Source organism: Pulveribacter sp. (assembly GCF_032079985.1).
In the GTDB taxonomy this organism is placed as follows: Bacteria; Pseudomonadota; Gammaproteobacteria; order Burkholderiales; family Burkholderiaceae_C; genus Melaminivora.
In genome coordinates this window covers 85,233-102,416 of record NZ_DAMATK010000007.1, presented here as the reverse complement: position 1 = coordinate 102,416, position 17,184 = coordinate 85,233, and the positions used below count along the sequence as shown (strand labels likewise).

The window sequence follows — 17,184 nt, the reverse complement described above, 5'->3', positions numbered from 1 at the left end:
GCGGCAAGGGCGTTTCATTCAACGCCCTCGCTGCAGCAAGCCGGCAAGTATAGCGTCAAAAAAACGGCATTTTCGGGAGCTTTGAAAAATAGACGGCGCTCAGCGGCGCATGTCTGCTTCCAGCGCATCCAGGAACAGTGCCGCTACGTCGCACCCCGTCTGCTCGTGGATTTCCTGGAAACACGTCGGACTGGTCACGTTGATCTCGGTGATGCTATCCCCGATTACGTCCACCCCCGCCAGCAGCAGGCCGCGCTCGTACAGCACCGGGCCGAGCTGCTCTGCGATCTCACGATCGCGGGCAGTCAATGGCCGGGCCACGCCCAGGCCGCCGGCCGCCAGGTTGCCCCGCACCTCGTTGCCCTGCGGAATGCGCGCCAGGCAATACGGCACCGGTCGGCCGCCGATGATCAGCACGCGCTTGTCGCCCTCGGCAATCTCCGGCAGGAATTTCTGCACCATCACGCTCTGGCGCCCGTGCTGGTTCAGCGTTTCGATGATGCTGCCCAGGTTGCGGCCGTCCTGACCGACACGGAAGATGCCGGCGCCACCCATGCCGTCCAGCGGCTTGAGAATCACGTCGCCATGCTCGGCGTGGAAGCGCCGGATGTCCTCGGCGTCCCGCGTCACCAGCGTCGGGCCGATGAACTGGGGAAATTCCATGATCGCCAGCTTCTCCGGGTGGTCACGCAGCGCACGGGGGCGGTTGAACACCTGCGCTCCCTCGCGCTCGGCCTGCTCCAGCAAGTGGGTGGCATAGAAGTATTCGCTGTCGAACGGCGGGTCCTTGCGCATCAGCACGGCGTCGAAGTCCGCCAGGGCAGCCATGTGGGTCGCATCCTCGGTGAACCACTCCGCGTCCTGGCCCGTCAGGGTGATGTCGCGCACCTGCGCCGCCACGCGCGCGCCGCGCTGCCAGTGAATCTGGCGCGGCTCGCAGGCCGACAGGCGGTGGCCGCGGCGCTGGGCCTCGCGCATCATGGCGAAGGTGGTGTCCTTGCTGATCTTGAAGTGTTCCAGCGGGTCGGCGACGAAGAGGATGTTCATGGGTGCTAGAAGAAGAGGAGTGAATCAGGCCGCGGAGGACGCGCGGGCGCGCCCGTAGTGCTGCACGAGCAGCGCCGCGCTGCCGGCGACCACGCCCCAGAAGGCGGAGCCGATGCCGAACAGCGTCACGCCGCTCAGCGTGACCAGGAAGGTGATGAGCGCCGCCTCGCGGTGCGCCTCGCCCTGCAGGGCGGAAGCCAGGCCGCCGCCGATGGAGCCCAGCAGCGCCAGCCCGGCGATGGCCACCACCAGCTCGGGCGGGAAGGCCGTCAGCAGACCGGTGACCACGGCCCCGAAGACACCAACCAGCACATACAGCAGCCCGCAGGAGGCAGCCGCGGCGTAGCGCCGCTCGCGCTCGGGATGCGCCTCCGGGCCCATGCAGATGGCGGCGGTGATGGCGCTGAAGTTCAACGCGAAGGCCCCGAATGGCGCCAGCACCAAGGTGGCCAGCCCGGTCATGCTGATCAGGCGCGAGACGGGCAGGTGGTAGCCGGTGGCGCGCATGACGGCGACGCCGGGCAGGTTTTGCGAGGCCATGGTGACGATGAACAGCGGCAGCGCCAGGCTCATGAAGGCCTGGAAGGTGAACACCGGCGCCGTGAACACCGGGCGCGCCAGCTCCAGATGCACGGCCGACCACTGCATCTTTCCGCCGGCGGCCGCCCATACGATGCCGGCGGCCAGCGTCAGCACCACGGCATAGCGCGGCAGCAGGCGGCGCGCCAGCAGATAGGTCAGCAGCATGGCCAGCACCAGCCCGAGAGCCGTCTGCAGCGCCGAGAAGGCCTGCATGCCGAAGCGCGCCAGCACGCCGGCCAGCAGTGCCGAGGCGATTTCCATGGGAATGCGGTTCATGACGCGCTCGAACCAGCCCGTGAGGCCCGCCAGGGTGATGAGCGCGGCGCAGGCCATGAAGGCGCCCACCGCCTCGCCCATGCCGAAGGCGCCGGACGCCCCGGCGGCCGCCAGCACCGCCGCCCCGGGCGTGGACCAGGCCACCATGACCGGCTGGCGCAGGATGAGCGAGGGCACCAGCGAGCACAGCCCCATCCCCAGGCCCAGCGCCCACATCCACGAGGTGATCTGCGCTGGGGTGGCGCCAAAGGCCTGCGCCGCCTGGAACACCAGGGCCACGGAACTGGTGAAGCCCACCAGCACGGCAACGAATCCCGCCGTGGCGGCCGACAGGCTCAGGTCTTTGAAAAAGCGCATGGCGGCCGATTGTGGCACCGGCCGCGCCGCCGCGCTGGCGCGGGCTGTCTCAAATTTGATAGCTACCAGCGCTTGTCCAACAAGGGATAGAGGCCAAAATGACTCATATTTCCACCACGGAACCCAGCTCCACCACGGCGTTGCTGGGCAGGTTCAGAAACTCTGCCGCCGCCGTGGCGCTGTGGTGCATGTGCGCGAACAGCTTCTCGCGCCAGGGCGCCAGGCCCGATCCCAGGGTGGGCGTGACGATGTCGCGCGACAGGAAGTAGCTGGTCGTCATCGCCTCCAGCGCGATGCCTCGGGCGGCCAGCAGTTGCAGCGCCTTGGGCAGGTCCGGGTCGTTCTTGAAGCCGTAATTCAGCACGATCTGCCAGCAGCCGCGCCCCAGGGGCTCGACCAGCAGCCGCTGCTCCATGCCGATCCAGGGCACCTCGTGGTTGCGCACCGTGACGAACAGGTTCTGCGCATGCAGCACCTTGTTGTGCTTGAGGTTGTGCATCAGCGCGTTGGGTACCAGGCCCGGCTGGGCGGACAGGAACACCGCCGTGCCCTCCACCCGCGCCGGCGGGCTGATGAAGACCGCGTCCAGGAAGGACCGCAAGTCGATGGAGCCCTCGCGCAGCGTGCGGGTGAGCAGCTCGCGCCCGTCCTTCCAGGTGGTCATGAGGATGAACACCGCGCCGCCGATGAGCAGCGGGAACCAGCCGCCGTCCACCAGTTTCAGCAGGTTGGAGCTGAAGAACGCCAGGTCGATGACCAGGAAAAAGCCCGTGGCCGCCAGCGCCAGGGCCAGCGGGTAGCTCCAGCCGTAGCGCACCACGAAGAAGGTGAGCACCGTGGTGATGGTCATGTCCAGCGTCACCGCGATGCCATAGGCCGCCGCCAGGTTGGACGACGAGCGAAACAGCACCACCGCCAGCACGATCATCACGAACAGGCTCCAGTTCACGAAAGGCAGGTAGATCTGCCCCCGGTCGCGGCTGCTGGTGTGGCAGATCTTCAGTCGCGGCAGGTAGCCCAGCTGGATGACCTGCTTGGTCACGCTGAAGGCACCGGAGATCAGCGCCTGCGAGGCGATCACCGCCGCCACGGTGGCCAGGCCGACCAGCGGCAGCGTCAGCCACTGCGGCGCCATCATGAAGAACGGGTTCTTCACCGCTTCGGGCTCGGCCAGCAGCAGCGCGCCCTGGCCGAAGTAGTTCAACGTGAGCGCCGGCATGACGATGGTGAACCAGGCAATGCGGATGGGCTTGCGGCCGAAGTGGCCCATGTCGGCGTACAGCGCCTCGCCCCCCGTCACGCACAGCACCACCGCGCCGAGGATAATGAAACTGATGCCCGGGTGCAGCCAGATGAAGCGCAGCGCGTGGTGCGGGCTGAGCGCGGCCAGGATCTCCGGATGGCCGCCGATGTGGTACAGCCCCAGTGCGGCGATGGCGATGAACCACACGACCATGATCGGGCCGAAGAACTTGCCTATGCCCGCCGTGCCGCGCTTTTGCACCAGAAACAACGCCAGCAAGATGGCCAGAGTCAGTGGAATGACGGTCCGCCGAAAGCCGGGCGAAACCACATCCAGCCCCTCCACCGCCGACAGCACGGTGATGGCCGGGGTGATGACCCCGTCGCCGTAGAACAGGCAGGTGCCGAAGATGCCGATGAGCAGCATCCACTTGCGCAGCGCCGGCGCCTTGTCCTTGACCGAGCGCGACGCCAGCGCCAGCATGGCCACCAGCCCGCCCTCCCCCTCGTTGTCGGCGCGCAACACCAGGGTCACGTACTTGAGCGAGACGATCAGGGTGAGCGTCCAGAAGACGATGGACAGCACGCCGTACACGTTGGCGTGCGTGAAGGGCACGTGGCCGGAGCCGAACACCTCCTTCAGCGTGTACAGGACACTGGTGCCAATGTCGCCATAGACGACGCCGACGGCCCCCAGGGTGAGCGCCGAGAGCGACGATTGGTTGGTTTGCACGGCAGGAAAGCGCGGCACGGGTCAGGCGCCCGGCAGCCAGCTGTTGCGATGGGCGCCATTGTGCGCGCGGCGCGCACGGGCTTTGGCGCCTTAGTCGTAGACCTCGGCCTCAGGGTCGGTGGCCTCCAGCTCGTAGCTGGCTGCCAGCATGGCCAGGCGCGCCACCACGCCATACATATAGAAGCGGTTGGGCGCGCTGGCCCCGGGGCGCGCGCCCGGCTGGGGCAGGCGCGTGCTGTGCTCGAAGGCCAGCGGCACGAAGCTGGCGCCCGGCGCGTTCAGGTTCTCGTCGGTGCCGCGCTCGGCGTGCATGCGATAAAAGCCCCCGACCACGTAGCGGTCCATCATGTAGACCACCGGCTCGGCCACGGCCTGGTGCACGCGCTCCTGGGTCAGCACGCCTTCCTGCACGATCACGTCGTGCACCACCTGGCCGTCCTTGATGACGGCCATCTTGTTTTTGGCACGGCGGTTCAGGCCGTCCAGCTCCTTGGCGTCGCGCACGGTCATGATGCCCATGCCATAGGTGCCGTTGTCGGCTTTGACGATGACGAAGGGCTTTTCGTTGATGCCGTATTCCTTGTACTTGCGCCGCACCTTGGTCAGCGTGGCGTCCACGGCGCCGCGCAGCTCCTCCATGCCCAGCCCCTCGTTGAAGTCCACGCCCTCGGCGCGGGTGAACAGGGGGTTGATCAGCCACGGGTCGATGCCCAGCATCTTGCCGAAGCGCTTGGCCACCTCCTCGTAGCTCTGGAAGTGGCGGCTCTTCCTGCGCACGCTCCAGCCGGCGTGCAGGGGCGGCAGCAGGTACTGCTCATACAGCTCTTCCAGAATGCCCGGCGCCCCGGCCGACAGGTCGTTGTTGAGCAAGATGGTGCAGGGGTCGAAGTTCTTGAGCCCCAGGCGGTGGCGCGTGCGGATCACCGGCTCGAGCACCACCTTCTCGCCGTGCGGCAGCTCGACGGTGGTGGTCTTCTTGATGTCCGGGCTGACGGAGCCCACGCGCACGTGCAGCCCCGCCATGTTGAAAATGCGCACCAGCTGCGCGACGTTGGCCAGGTAGAAGGTATTGCGCGAGTGGTTCTCGGGAATGATGAGCAGGTTGCGCGCTTCAGGGCAGATCTTCTCAATGGCCGCCATGGCCGCCTGCACCGCTAGCGGCAGCATCTCGTCGGTCAGGTTGTTCCAGCCGCCGGGAAACAGGTTGGTATCCACCGGCGCCAGCTTGAAGCCGGCGTTGCGGATGTCCACGGAGCTGTAGAACGGCGGCGTGTGCTCCATCCACTCCAGGCGGAACCAGCGCTCGATGGCCGGCATGGAGTCGAGGATGCGCTGTTCCAGTTCGTTGATCGGGCCGGTGAGCGCGGTGATGAGATGCGGAACCATAGTTGCCCAGGTGAGACGGTCAAGCGGTGCATTGTAGGAAGCAACGCCGGCCCGGACCGTACGCAGTTCTCCGGTGCGCTCAGCGCTGCCAGAACGCCGGCGTCAGCAACGCCATGAAGCTCAGGATCTCCAGGCGGCCCAGCAGCATCGCCAGCGTGCACACCCACAGCTGAAAGTCGGTCAGCACCGCATAGTTGGACGAGGGCCCCAGCAGCCCCAGGCCCGGCCCCGTGCAGTGCACGCTGGCCAGCACGGCGGAGAACGCCGTCACCATGTCCAGGTCGGTCAGGAGCAGCACCATGCTCAGGATGGTCACGGTGGCGCCATACATCAGCATGAAGGCCAGCACCGAAAACACCATGCGGTCCTCCACCGCGCGCTGGCCCAGGCGCAGCGGCTGCACGGCGCGCGGGTGCACGGTGCGCGTCATCTCGCGCCGCGCCTGCTTGAGCAGGATCAGCATGCGCACCATCTTGATGCCACCGCCCGTAGAGCCGGCACTGGTGGCCACGCCCGACAACAGCAGCATGAACACCGGCGCGAACACCGGCCAGGCCAGGTAGTCGGTGGTGGCGAAGCCCGTGGTCGTGGCCACCGACACGACGTGGAAGAGTCCCAGGCGCAGCGCCTGCAGTGGTTCGTACATGCCCTTAGCCCACAGCAGCAGCGCCACCAGCAGCCCCCCGCCCAGCAGTGCGCCCAGCGTCGCGCGCATTTCCTCGTCGCGCCAGAAACCCCGCCAATGCCCCTTGCGCAGGGCAACGAAGTACAGCGCGAAGTTGCAGCTGGCTCCCAGCATGAACACCAGGGCGATGCACTCCAGCAGCGGCGAAGAGAAATAGCCAAAGCTTGCATCGTGCGGCGACAGCCCGCCCAGGCTGACCGTGGCGAACATGTGCATCACCGCGTCCTCGGGTGTCATGCCGGCGGACCAGTAGGCCAGCGCGCAGGTCAGCGAGAACACCACATACACACCCCACAGGCCCTTGGCCGTCTCGGTCATGCGCGGGGTCAGCTTGGTGTCCTTGACCGGGCCGGCCGCCTCGGCCTTGAACAGCTGGCTGCCGCCCACCCCCAGCACCGGCAGGATGGCCACCGCCAGGATCAGGATGCCCATGCCGCCGATCCACTGCATGAAGGTGCGCCACATGTTGACCGACAGCGGCAGCTCATCCAGCCGCGACAGCACCGTGGAGCCCGTGGTGGTGAGACCCGAAACAGCCTCGAAGTAGGCATGCGTGAACGACAGCGGCCGCTCGATGGCATCCATGACCAGCAGCAGCGGCAGCGCCGCGAAGAACGGCGTGACCACCCACACCAGCGACACCAGCATGACGCCGTGGCGCGGCAGCAGCTCGCGCCGGTGCTCGCGCAGGCCCCACCACAGCAGCGCGGCCACCCCCAGCGTCACGGTCATGGCCAGCGCGTATTCGTGCCACAGCGCCTCGCCCGCCCACAGCGACGCCGCCAGCGGCACCAGCAGCGACAGCGCGAACATGGCCAGCAGCGCACCGAGCACGCGCAGGACGGGCAGCAGGTCGTACATGAAAGGGGGTCGTCTAGAAGAAGGTGGCGCTGACGCGGAACAGCCGCTCCACCTCGCGCACCAGACGCTTGTGCGGCAGGAAGAACACCACGTGGTCGTTGCTCTCGATCACGGTGTGGCTGCGCGGGATGATGACCTGCGGCTCGGGCAGCGGCGCCGGGGCGGAGCCCGCCGCTTCCGCCACCGGATCGGCCAGGCCGCGCACGATCAGGCCCATGTGCACCTCGGGCGGCAGGCGAATCTCGTCCACCCGCCGGCCGACCACGCGCGAGGTTTTGCGGTCGCCGCGCGCCACGATTTCCAGCGCCTCGGCCACACCCCGGCGCAGGCTGTGCACGGCCTGCACGTCGCCGCGGCGCACGTAGGCCAGCAGTTCGCCCAGCATCGCCTGCGCCGGCGACAGGGCGATGTCGATCTGCGTGCCGTGCATCAGGTCGGCATAGCTGCGCCGGTTGATCAGCGCCAGCACCCGGCTGGCGCCCATGCGTTTGGCCAGCAGGCAGGCCATGATGTTGTCCTCGTCGTCGTCCGTCAGGGCCAGGAACAGGTCCACCTCCTCGATGCCCTCGCCGGCGAGCAGGTCCTCGTCGGTGGCGTCGCCCTGCAGCACCAGCACCTGCGGCGGCAGCTCGGAAGCCAGCTGCATGCAGCGCTCGGAGTCCTCCTCCAGCACCTTGATGTTGAAGCGTCCCTGCTGGCCCAGCTGGCGCGCCAGGCGCAGGCCCACGCGGCCCCCGCCGGCGATCATGATGCGCCGCACGGCTCGCGTGGGTTGGCCGGCGCGGCAGTGCAGCGACGACAGGATCTGCGCCACGCGCTCGCGCCCGGCTAGCACGAAGACCTCGTCCATGGGCTCCACGCGCGTGGAGCCGTCGCAGGGCACGAAGCGGTCGGGCTCGTCGGGAAAGCGCCGGTAGATCGCCACGATGCGCATGGCCACGTCCGGCGCCGACTCGCGCATGGTGCCGATCTGCATGCCCACCAGCGGCGCGCCGGCACGCGCGCGCACCGAAACCAGGCAGGCGCGCCCGCCGGCGAATTCACGCACCTGCAGCGCCTCGGGGTACTCCACCAGCTTGCCGATGTAGCGCGTCAGCGACTCCTCCGGGCAGATGATGCGGTCCACGCCGAAGCCGTCCTTGCCCAGCAGCTCGCCGCCCTCCTCCAGCGCGAAGCCCGAGGAGCGCACGCGCGCGATGCGCGTGGGGATGCTGAAGGCGAGCTGCGCCACCTTGCAGCACACCAAGTTGGTTTCGTCCTGCGCGGCGCAGGCGATCAGCAGGTCGGTGTCGCGCGCGCCGGCCTCGGCCAGCACGGCCGGGTCGATGCCGTTGCCCACCACGCCGCGCAGGTCGTAGCGCTCCTGCAGCTCGCGCAGGCGGCGCGCGTCGGTGTCGATGACGGTGATGTCGTTCTTCTCCGACACCAGGCTCTCGGCCACGCTCTGGCCGACGCGGCCGGCACCGAGGATGATGATCTTCATGGCCTGGCCGTGCGCGTCAACCGCGCACGTCGCCCTCGCCCAGCACCACCCACTTGAGTGAGGTCAGCCCCTCGATGCCCACCGGCCCGCGGGCGTGGAACTTGTCGGTGCTGATGCCGATCTCCGCGCCCAGCCCGTACTCGAAGCCGTCGGCAAAGCGCGTGCTGGCGTTGACCATGCAGCTGGCCGAGTCCACGCCCTGCAGGAACTGCTGGGCGTGCATGTGGTCGCGCGTGATGATGGCGTCGGTGTGGTGGCTGCCGTAGCGGTTGATGTGGGCAATGGCTTCGTCGATGCCGGCCACCACCTTGATGCTGATGATGGGTGCCAGGTATTCCTCGCCCCAGTCGGCCTCCGCGGCCTCGGCCAGGTCGGCGCCCGGCACGGCGCGCAGCAGCGCCAGCGACTCGGGGCAGCCGCGCATCTGCACGCCCTTGGCGGCGTAGACGGCGCCGATCTGCGGCAGGAACTCGGCCGCCACGCCGCGCGCCACCAGCAGGCTCTCGGTGGCGTTGCAGGGGCTGTACTTGCTGGTCTTGGCGTTGTCGGCCACCCTGACGGCCATATCGATATCGCAGGGTTCGTCCACGTAGGTGTGGCAGTTGCCATCCAGGTGCTTGATCACTGGTACTTTGGCCTCGGCGCTGATGCGCTCGATCAGGCCCTTGCCGCCGCGCGGAATGATCACGTCCACGTACTCGGGCAGGGCGATCAGCTGGCCCACGGCGGCGCGGTCGGTGGTCTCCACCAGCTGCACGGCGTGCTCGGGCAGGCCGGCTTCGGCCAGCGCTTCGCGCACCAGAGCGGCCAGCGCACGGTTGGAATCGATGGCCTCCGAGCCGCCGCGCAAAATCGCCGCGTTGCCGCTCTTGATGGACAGGCTGGCCGCCTCGATGGTCACGTTGGGCCGGCTCTCGTAGATCATGCCGAACACGCCGATGGGCACGCGCATGCGGCCCACGCGGATGCCGCTGGGTTGCTGCACCATGCCCTGGACCTCGCCGATGATGTCCGCCATGGCGGCCAGCTGCTCGCAGCCCAGGGCGCAGGTCTCCAGCACCTTGGGGGTGAGCTTGAGGCGGTCCACCATGGGCTCGGCCAAGCCGGCAGCGCGGGCGCGCTCCAGGTCCAGCGCATTGGCCTCGGCCAGCGCGGCGCCGCTGTCCCGCAGCCGCCGCGCCAGGGCCAGCAATGCTTTGTTTTTGATAGCTGCTGGCGCCCGTGCCATAAGGGCCGAGGCCGCTTTTGCCTGCAAACCGAGGGTCTGGGTGTATTCAGCGATGTTGAGCGCGTTCATGAGGCGATTTTGACGCATCGCACCCCGCCGCAGGGCCGTGCGGGCTTGCCGGCAGCCAGAGCATGGCGTCCAGCCCATGGACCACGCCATCCACGCGGCGGTTGCACACCTGCAGCCGGCCGCCGCAGGCGTGGGCCAGGTCGCGGCAGATGGCCAGCCCCAGGCCGGCGCCGCGTGCACGCGCATCGCCGCTGACGAAGGGCACGAACAGGTCGCGCTCCATCTGCGCCGACAGCCCTGGGCCGTCGTCGTACACGGCGATGCAGATCTCCCGCCCGGTCCGCGCCAGCCGCAGCCCCAGAGCGCCGCCCTCGGCCGCATAGCTCATGGCGTTGTGCAGCAGGTTCACGGCGATCTCGCGCACCATCCAGCCAGGCCCTTCCCAGGAGCAGGGCTCGGCGTCGAACTGGAAGGCCTGGTGCCGCGCCGCCAGCAGGGGCGACAGCTCCACCGCCACCTCCTCCAGCAGGTCGCGCAGGTCGATGCGCCCCATCTGCTCGCGCGGCACGGCCGAGCGGGCCCGGTTCCAGGTCAGCAGCTGCTGCACCACGCGGCTGGTCCGCTCGATGGTGGCCGCCACCTGCTGCAGCGCCTCGCGCTCGGGCACCTCGCGCGCCAGGCCGGCATGGGCCTGCAGCTTCAGCACGGCCAGCGGTGTGCGCAGCTGGTGCGAGGCGTCGGCCACGAAGCGCTGCTGCGCCGCCTGCGCGTCGCGGGCGCGCTCCAGCAGCCCGTTGAAGGCGCTCACCACGGGCAGCAGCTCCTGCGGCGCCTGCGGCTGCACGGCCACGGGCTGCAGATCGGCGGCGGTGCGCACCTCCAGTCGGCGCGCGAACTCGCGCAGGGGCCGCAGCGCCACGGTGGCCACGCACCAGATCAGCACCAGCAACACCGCCAGCAGCAGCGCCTGGCGCGCGAGCGTCTGCCACAGAATGGCGCGCGCAATGCGGCCGCGGTAGGCCGAGGGCTCGCCCACCTGCACCACCACGTAGCGCAAGCCTTCGTGGGTCTCCACGGGCTGCCACAGCGCGGCCATGCGCACCGGCTCGCCGGCGAGCTGGGTGCCGTACAGCGCCAGGCGCACGCCGTAGCGCGGGTGCACGGGGGCAAGGCCCTGGTAGGGAGCGACGGCGCGCTCGCCGGCGAGGTATTCGCCGTCCAGGTAGCTCACCCGGTAGATCATGCGGCTGCGGGTGTCCGCATCGCCCTGGCGCTCCGCCACGCCGGCCTCGTCGCCGTACAGCTCCAGCGCCGCGTGCGGCAGGGTGATCTGCAGCGCCCCGCCCTCCAGGCGGATCAGGTCCGCCAGGGCGTGTGCCGAGGTGACCAGCAGCCGGTCGAAGGCCCGCTGGGCCGTGTCCAGCGCCGCGCGGTAGGAGGCCCAGGCGTCCACCAGGATGAACAGGGCCACGGGCAGCGCCAGCCACAGCAGCAGCCGCTGGCGCACCGAGCGGGCGCCGCGCGGGCGCTCAGCCATTGCCGTCGCACCCGGCCGGCCGGCCTTCCTGGATCAGGTAGCCCAGGCCGCGCAGGGTGGTGATCTGCACCTGCGTGTGCGCCAGCTTCTTGCGCAGGCGGTGCACCACCACCTCCACGGCGTCCGGCTGGCTGGGCGTGTCGGCGCCGAAGGCCAGGGCCGCCAGCCGCGCCTTGGTGACGGCACGGCCCGGGTGCTCCATCAGGCCGGCCAGGAGCGCGCTCTCGCGCGGCGTCAGTTCCAGCGCCTGGGCGCCCCAATAGAAGGCGCCGGCGCCGCGGTCCAGCCGCAGCTCGCCGCAGCGCGGCTCGTCGTGCACGCCGGCGCGGCGCGCCAGGGCGCGCAGGCGCGCCTCCAGCTCGTCCGGATCGAAGGGCTTGGCCAGGTAGTCGTCCGCGCCGGCATTGAGCCCCGCCACCCGGTCGCCCACGCCGCCGCGTGCCGTGAGCACCAGCACCGGCAGCGCATGCCCGCGGCCGCGCAGGCGCTGCAACAGCTGCAGCCCGTCCATGCCAGGCAGGCCCAGGTCGAGCACCGCCAGCTCGAACAGTTCGTGCTCCATCCGCTGCAGGGCGGCGGCGGCATCGGTGCAGTGCGTGACGTGGAAGCCCCGGCGCGTCAGCAGCCGGGTCAGGGCGCCGCCGAGGTCGAAGTCATCCTCTACAACGAGCACCCTCATGCGCGCGTCCGCGGCTGGCGCACGTTCCCAGGGTTAATCCGGTCCATTTTGGAAGGCAATTGAAAGGTTTCTGAAGGCAACCCGAAAGGATAGCGCCACGGCCCTGGAGCCGCCTTCCTATAGTCAGTGCGATCTACGCACTTGCGCCAAGGAACGCCATGCTCCCCTCTTCGCTCATGCCCGCCGCGCCGGCCCTGCGCGCCGCCTTGGCCTCGGCCCTGCTGCTGGCCGCCGCCACCACCCAGGCCCAGGACGCCTGCCCCCACCGGGGTGACTTGGATGCGCAGTTCTGCGACGCCAACCGCGACCTGGTGGCCGATACCCCGACCGATCCCAAGCGCCTGAAGGACCCGGGCACGCTGGTCTTCGCCTTCACGCCTGTGGAGGACCCCGCCATCTACGAAAAGCTGTTCCGCCCCTTCATGGGCCACCTGTCGCAGTGCGTGGGCAAGAAGGTGGTGTTCTTCCCCGTGCAGTCCAACGCCGCGCAGATTGAGGCCATGCGCTCGGGCCGGCTGCACATCGCCGCGTTCTCGCCGGGCCCGGTGAACTTCGCAGTGAACCTCTCTGGTGCCGTGCCGTTCGCCATCCGCGGCAACGACCAGGGCCCGGTGGGCATGTACCTGAAGATGATCGTGCGCAAGGACAGCCCCTACCAGAAGCTGGAAGAACTCAAGGGCAAGCGCATCGCGCACACCTCGCCCTCGTCCAACTCCGGCAACCTGGCGCCGCGCGCGCTGTTCCCGAAGATCGGCCTGACGCCCGACACGGACTACAAGGTGGTCTATTCAGGCAAGCACGACCAGTCCATCCTGGGCGTGAAGACCGGCGACTACGACGCCGCGCCGGTGGCCAGCGACGTGCTGCAGCACATGACCGAGCGCGGCGTGGTCAAGGCCGATGACTTCCGCGTGCTCTACACCAGCGAGATGTTCCCCACGGACGCCTATGCGTACGCCCACAACCTCGCGCCCGAGCTGCAGGGCAAGATCAAGCAGTGCTTCTTCGACTACAAGGTGCCGCCCGAGATGGCCAAGGGCCTGGGTGGCGACCGCTTCCTGCCCATCACCTACCAAAAGGACTGGGAGCTGGTGCGCACGGTGGCCGCCTCGGCGGGCGAGCTGTTCACCCGCGAGGCCTTCGACAAGGCCGCCGCCGGCAAGAAATAACCTCCGCCCCTCCTGCCGCCTGCGCGGGCCCGCACCCAGGTGCGCCGGCCCGCGCGGCCGTTGAGGGCCTTCGTTTTCCAGATACGACAAGGCAAGCCAAGCATGCAAGCCACCGCAGCCCTCCCGGGCACGCTGCGCATCGAGCGTCTGACCAAGGAATACCGCCCCGGCGTGCCCGTGCTCAAGGGCATCGACCTGGCCATTGAAGGCACGGGGCTGACCGGCATCATCGGCCCCTCGGGCACCGGCAAGTCCACGCTGATCCGTTGCATCAACCGCCTGGCCGCCCCCAGCTCGGGACGCATCCTGCTGACCCTGGCCGGCGAAGAGGTGGACATGGCGCAGCTGCAGGGCCGCGCCCTGCGGCGCGCGCGCCGGCACATCGGCATGGTGTTCCAGGAATACAACTTGGTGGAGCGCCTGACGGTGATGGAGAACGTGCTCACCGGCCGGCTGGGCTATCTCTCGGCCTGGCGCGCATGGCAGCGCAAGTTCGATGCTGCCGACGTCGAGCGCGCCCAGACGCTGCTGCAGACCGTCGGCCTGGCCGCCTTCGCCGGCCAGCGCGCCGACGCCCTGAGCGGCGGGCAGCGCCAGCGCGTGGGCATCGCCCGGGCGCTGATGCAGCAACCCTCGGTGCTGCTGGCCGACGAGCCGACCTCGTCGCTGGACCCGAAAACTTCGGTGGAGATCATCCAGCTGCTGCGCGATCAGGGCGTGCAGCGCGGCATTCCGGTGGTGGTGAACATCCACGACGTGGAGCTGGCGCGCCGCTACTGCGACCGCATCATCGGCATGACCGGCGGGCGCGTGGTCTACGACGGCGCGCCCGGCGGCCTGGGCGACGAGCAGCTGCAGTCCATCTACGGCGGCCAGGGGTGGCTGCCATGAAACAGACCGGCAACGCCCGGCAGCCGTTCGGCTGGAGCCTGGCACACAAGGCGGCGCTGGCCGCCGCGCTGGCCTACGGCGCCTGGAGCCTGGCAGGCATGGAGGTCTCGCCCGCGCGCTTGGCCGCCGGCTGGGAGCAGGGAGGCCGGTTTCTGGCGCGCATGTTCCCGCCCGAGCTGGGCAAGATGGACGAGCTGTGGCAGGGCATCAAGGAAACCCTGCAGATCGCCGTGCTGGCCACCGCGCTCGGCCTGCTGCTGAGCCTGCCGGTGGGACTGCTCGCCGCGGCCAACCTGTCGCCGGCGCCGCTGCGCATGGCCGGGCGCGCGCTGATCGCCGCCTGCCGCGCGCTGCACCCGGTGATCAGCGCCATCCTGTTCGTGAAGGCCGTGGGCTTCGGGCCGCTGGCGGGCATCCTGGCGCTGGTGGTGGCCACCGTGGGCTTCGTCGGCAAGCTGTTCGCCGACGCGATCGAGGAAATCTCGCCCAAGCCCATCGAAGCCATGCGCGCCACCGGCGCCTCGTTCGCCAACGTGGTGCTGTTCGGCGTGCTGCCGCAGGTCATCTCGCGCTTCGTGGGCTTTTCCACCTACCAGCTGGACTCCAACCTGCGCAACTCGACCATGGTCGGCATCGTGGGCGCGGGCGGCATCGGCGGCGCGCTGTTCGCCGCCTTCCTGCGCTACGAATACAGCTTCGTGTGCACCATCCTGGCCACCGTCATCGCCATCATCGTGGTGGGAGAACTAGCGGTGAACGCCGTGCGAAAGGCGCTGGATGTCTGAGCCGCAACACCTGGCATGGCAGCGCCACGGCCCGGCCCAGCGCCTGCTGCGCTACGCCCTGTGGCTGTTCACCGTGGCCGCCATCGTGCAGGCCGCGCGCACGGTCGAGGTCATCCCGGAATTCCTGTACGACGCGCCCGAGCAGATGGCCGACATGCTGGGCCGCATGTGGCCCGTGGACTGGGGCTACTACCGCGAGGCCGTGCACGCCGCGCTGTTGGAGACCCTGCACATGGCCACCCTGGGCACGCTGCTGTCGCTGGTGCTGGCCCTGCCGCTGGGGGTGATGGTGGCCTCCAACGTCACGCACAGCCGATGGCTGAACTTCACCGCCCGCGTGCTGCTGGTGGCCAGCCGTTCGGTCAACTCGCTGGTGTGGGCGCTGCTGTTCGTGGCCATCTTCGGGCCCGGGCCGTTGGCGGGCATGCTGGCGATCGCGCTGCGCTCGGTGGGCTTCGTGGGCAAGCTGGTAGGCGAGGCGCTGGAGCAGTCGCCGCGCGGCCCCATCGAGGCGCTGCAGGCCGCAGGCGCATCGCGCTTCGCGCAGCTGTGGTACGGCCACTGGCCGCACATCAAGCCGGCGCTGTGGTCGGTGGCGCTGCTGCGCTGGGACATCAACGTGCGCGAGTCGGGCGTGCTCGGCCTGGTTGGCGCGGGCGGCATCGGCGTGGTGCTGAACACCGCCATCGACCTGTTCCACTGGAACCGCGTGGCCCTGGTGCTGGTCGCCATCTTCGCCGTGGTGGCGCTGGCCGAGGTGGTGGTGCTGCAGATTCGCAAGCGCGTGCTCTAGCGTGCTCTAGACTGGCCCGATGACCGCCACCCTCGCCCAGCAGCAACTGCACAACTTCCAGGCCGACCTGCGCCAGCTGGCCGACATGCGCATCACCAACCACGCCTTCAGCCAGGCCGCCCGCGGCCACGGCGTGCTGCTGGCAGCCCTGCCGCCGCGCTATGGCGAGGTGCTGCTGGGTCTGCTGGACCGGCTGGAGGCCGGCGCGCTGTTCACCGAGGAGAGCTGCTCCTTCAGCCACCAGGCGCTGGTGGACGGGCTGGGACAGTGGGCGGACAAGGCGCAGGCGGCGCTGGCCGCCGGCTGACTGTTCGCTTCTTTATTGATAGCTTCCAGCGCTTGTCCCGCGAGGGCTGGGGGCCTTTTTCATGCTCTTTTCGGCGCGACCCCCGCCACCCAGCACACCTGCTGCGCCAGGCGCTGCAAGGCCTGCCAGGCGTCCTGCGGCCAGTCGGGTGCGCGCAGGCCCTTGACGATGCCGTCCACCGTGTGCGCGGACTGCAGCAGGCGCGACAGGGCGGCGTCGCTGGCGCGCTCCAGGATGGCGGCGAACAGCCGCTCGCGCGGGCCCCAAACGCGGTTTTCGCGCAGCGCCACGGGGAGGGGTTTGCCTGCATTTAGCGCGTCGCGGGTGCGTTTCAGGGCGCGGATGTCCTCGGCCAGCGTCCAGTGCACCAGCACCGGGGCCGCGCCTTCGGCCTGCAGGCCGTCGAGCATGCGCTGCACGCGCAGGGCCTGGCCGGACAGCACGGCCTCGCTCAGCTTGAAGACGTCGTAGCGCGCCACGTTCAGCACGGCGGACTCCACGGCGCCTTCGGGCAGCTCGCCCGCGGGGTGCAGCAGGGCCAGTTTGCTGATCTCCTGGTGCGCGGCCAGCAGGTTGCCCTCTACCCGGTCGGCGAAGAACTGCAGCGTGCGCTGGCCGGCCTCGCCGCCGGCCACGCGCTGGCCCTGGGCGGCCAGGCGCTGGGCGATCCAGGCGGGCAGCTGGGCGCGCTCCACGGGGTCGATCTGCACGGCCACGCCGCCCCCTTCCAGCGCGCCGAACCAGGCGCTGCTGCGCGTGGGCTTGTCCAGGCGCGGCAGGGTGACCACGGTGAGCACGCCGTCATTGCCGCGCGCGGCCTCGGCGATCTGCTGCAGCGCGTTTGATCCGTCCTTGCCGGGCTTGCCCGTGGGGATGCGGATCTCCACGATCTGCCGGTCGGCAAACAGCGACAGCGAGCCGCCGGCGGCCAGCACGGCGCTCCAGTCGAAGTGGGCGCCGGCGACGGTGAAGCTGCTTCGCTCGGTATAGCCGGCCGCGCGGGCGGCGGCGCGGATGGCGTCCAGCGCCTCCTGCTGCAGGAGCGGCTCGTCGCCGTGCAGCACGTACAGCGGCTGCACGCTCTTGGCCAGGTGGGCGGCCAACTGGGGCAGGGCTAGCTGCATGGCCGCCCTG

Annotated in this window: 15 protein-coding genes; 5 read left to right on the top strand and 10 right to left on the bottom strand. The window is 69.5% G+C overall.

All coding sequences use genetic code 11. The annotated features are described in order from the left end of the window. Positions 1–99: 99 nt before the first annotated feature. The 9 genes from gshB to RT282_RS15415 form a co-directional block, all read right to left on the bottom strand. The gene (gene gshB, locus RT282_RS15455) at positions 100–1,047 is read right to left on the bottom strand and encodes a glutathione synthase (RefSeq protein WP_313315716.1); all 948 of its coding nucleotides are present in this window, start codon (positions 1,045–1,047) and stop codon (positions 100–102) included. Between the two features lie 24 nt (positions 1,048–1,071). After that, positions 1,072–2,262 carry a benzoate/H(+) symporter BenE family transporter gene (locus tag RT282_RS15450; protein WP_313315714.1) on the bottom strand — a complete coding sequence of 397 codons (1,191 nt, stop codon included), beginning with the start codon at positions 2,260–2,262 and terminating at the stop codon, positions 1,072–1,074. Between the two features lie 103 nt (positions 2,263–2,365). Beyond that, a complete protein-coding gene (locus RT282_RS15445; RefSeq protein WP_313315712.1) occupies positions 2,366–4,237 on the bottom strand; it encodes a potassium transporter Kup in 1,872 nt (623 codons plus the stop codon). Positions 4,238–4,327: 90 nt separating this feature from the next. Next, complete coding sequence (gene gshA / locus RT282_RS15440) at positions 4,328–5,623, bottom strand: glutamate--cysteine ligase (protein WP_312302447.1); 1,296 nt, start codon at positions 5,621–5,623, stop codon at positions 4,328–4,330. Positions 5,624–5,702: 79 nt separating this feature from the next. Beyond that, positions 5,703–7,169, bottom strand: a complete 1,467-nt coding sequence (locus tag RT282_RS15435) for a potassium transporter TrkG (protein ID WP_312302445.1) — start codon at positions 7,167–7,169, stop codon at positions 5,703–5,705. A gap of 13 nt (positions 7,170–7,182) precedes the next feature. After that, the gene (gene trkA / locus RT282_RS15430) at positions 7,183–8,652 is read right to left on the bottom strand and encodes a Trk system potassium transporter TrkA (protein ID WP_313315709.1); all 1,470 of its coding nucleotides are present in this window, start codon (positions 8,650–8,652) and stop codon (positions 7,183–7,185) included. Positions 8,653–8,668: 16 nt separating this feature from the next. Continuing rightward, complete coding sequence (locus RT282_RS15425) at positions 8,669–9,949, bottom strand: glutamate-5-semialdehyde dehydrogenase (protein ID WP_313315706.1); 1,281 nt, start codon at positions 9,947–9,949, stop codon at positions 8,669–8,671. Beyond that, complete coding sequence (locus tag RT282_RS15420; RefSeq protein ID WP_313315704.1) at positions 9,927–11,426, bottom strand: sensor histidine kinase; 1,500 nt, start codon at positions 11,424–11,426, stop codon at positions 9,927–9,929. The genes RT282_RS15425 and RT282_RS15420 overlap by 23 nt, the downstream gene beginning before the upstream one ends. After that, entirely contained in the window at positions 11,419–12,105 is a 687-nt protein-coding gene (locus tag RT282_RS15415; RefSeq protein WP_313315702.1) for a response regulator transcription factor, read from the bottom strand. Before RT282_RS15415 ends, RT282_RS15420 begins: the two co-directional genes overlap by 8 nt. Positions 12,106–12,281: 176 nt before the next feature. Between RT282_RS15415 and phnD the strand changes: the two genes are divergently transcribed. The 5 genes from phnD to RT282_RS15390 all read left to right on the top strand — a co-directional run bounded on the left by phnD (position 12,282) and on the right by RT282_RS15390 (position 16,050). Then, the gene (gene phnD / locus RT282_RS15410) at positions 12,282–13,274 is read left to right on the top strand and encodes a phosphate/phosphite/phosphonate ABC transporter substrate-binding protein (RefSeq protein WP_313315722.1); all 993 of its coding nucleotides are present in this window, start codon (positions 12,282–12,284) and stop codon (positions 13,272–13,274) included. A gap of 102 nt (positions 13,275–13,376) precedes the next feature. Beyond that, positions 13,377–14,165 (top strand): phosphonate ABC transporter ATP-binding protein, encoded by a 789-nt coding sequence (phnC, locus tag RT282_RS15405; protein ID WP_313315700.1) that lies wholly within the window; start codon positions 13,377–13,379, stop codon positions 14,163–14,165. Continuing rightward, complete coding sequence (gene phnE / locus RT282_RS15400) at positions 14,162–14,950, top strand: phosphonate ABC transporter, permease protein PhnE (protein WP_313315698.1); 789 nt, start codon at positions 14,162–14,164, stop codon at positions 14,948–14,950. The genes phnC and phnE (RT282_RS15400) overlap by 4 nt, the downstream gene beginning before the upstream one ends. After that, on the top strand, positions 14,943–15,743 hold the full coding sequence (phnE, locus tag RT282_RS15395) for a phosphonate ABC transporter, permease protein PhnE (RefSeq protein ID WP_313315695.1): 801 nt from the start codon (positions 14,943–14,945) through the stop codon (positions 15,741–15,743). Before phnE (RT282_RS15400) ends, phnE (RT282_RS15395) begins: the two co-directional genes overlap by 8 nt. Positions 15,744–15,762: 19 nt before the next feature. After that, positions 15,763–16,050 carry a hypothetical protein gene (locus RT282_RS15390; protein WP_313315693.1) on the top strand — a complete coding sequence of 96 codons (288 nt, stop codon included), beginning with the start codon at positions 15,763–15,765 and terminating at the stop codon, positions 16,048–16,050. Between the two features lie 59 nt (positions 16,051–16,109). Here the strand turns inward: RT282_RS15390 and holA are convergent, their stop codons facing one another. Then, positions 16,110–17,174 carry a DNA polymerase III subunit delta gene (holA, locus tag RT282_RS15385; RefSeq protein WP_313315691.1) on the bottom strand — a complete coding sequence of 355 codons (1,065 nt, stop codon included), beginning with the start codon at positions 17,172–17,174 and terminating at the stop codon, positions 16,110–16,112. Between the last annotated feature and the right edge of the window lie 10 nt (positions 17,175–17,184).

Bases quoted from the DNA above. Each gene is read 5' to 3' on its own strand.
- gshB (WP_313315716.1), bottom strand. From the start codon at position 1,047: ATGAACATCCTCTTCGTCGCCGACCCGCTGGAACACTTCAAGATCAGC.
- RT282_RS15450 (WP_313315714.1), bottom strand. From the start codon at position 2,262: ATGCGCTTTTTCAAAGACCTGAGCCTGTCGGCCGCCACGGCGGGATTC.
- gshA (WP_312302447.1), bottom strand. From the start codon at position 5,623: ATGGTTCCGCATCTCATCACCGCGCTCACCGGCCCGATCAACGAACTG.
- RT282_RS15435 (WP_312302445.1), bottom strand. From the start codon at position 7,169: ATGTACGACCTGCTGCCCGTCCTGCGCGTGCTCGGTGCGCTGCTGGCC.
- trkA (WP_313315709.1), bottom strand. From the start codon at position 8,652: ATGAAGATCATCATCCTCGGTGCCGGCCGCGTCGGCCAGAGCGTGGCC.
- RT282_RS15425 (WP_313315706.1), bottom strand. From the start codon at position 9,949: ATGAACGCGCTCAACATCGCTGAATACACCCAGACCCTCGGTTTGCAG.
- RT282_RS15420 (WP_313315704.1), bottom strand. From the start codon at position 11,426: ATGGCTGAGCGCCCGCGCGGCGCCCGCTCGGTGCGCCAGCGGCTGCTG.
- RT282_RS15415 (WP_313315702.1), bottom strand. From the start codon at position 12,105: ATGAGGGTGCTCGTTGTAGAGGATGACTTCGACCTCGGCGGCGCCCTG.
- phnD (WP_313315722.1), top strand. From the start codon at position 12,282: ATGCCCGCCGCGCCGGCCCTGCGCGCCGCCTTGGCCTCGGCCCTGCTG.
- phnC (WP_313315700.1), top strand. From the start codon at position 13,377: ATGCAAGCCACCGCAGCCCTCCCGGGCACGCTGCGCATCGAGCGTCTG.
- phnE (WP_313315698.1), top strand. From the start codon at position 14,162: ATGAAACAGACCGGCAACGCCCGGCAGCCGTTCGGCTGGAGCCTGGCA.
- phnE (WP_313315695.1), top strand. From the start codon at position 14,943: ATGTCTGAGCCGCAACACCTGGCATGGCAGCGCCACGGCCCGGCCCAG.
- RT282_RS15390 (WP_313315693.1), top strand. From the start codon at position 15,763: ATGACCGCCACCCTCGCCCAGCAGCAACTGCACAACTTCCAGGCCGAC.
- holA (WP_313315691.1), bottom strand. From the start codon at position 17,174: ATGCAGCTAGCCCTGCCCCAGTTGGCCGCCCACCTGGCCAAGAGCGTG.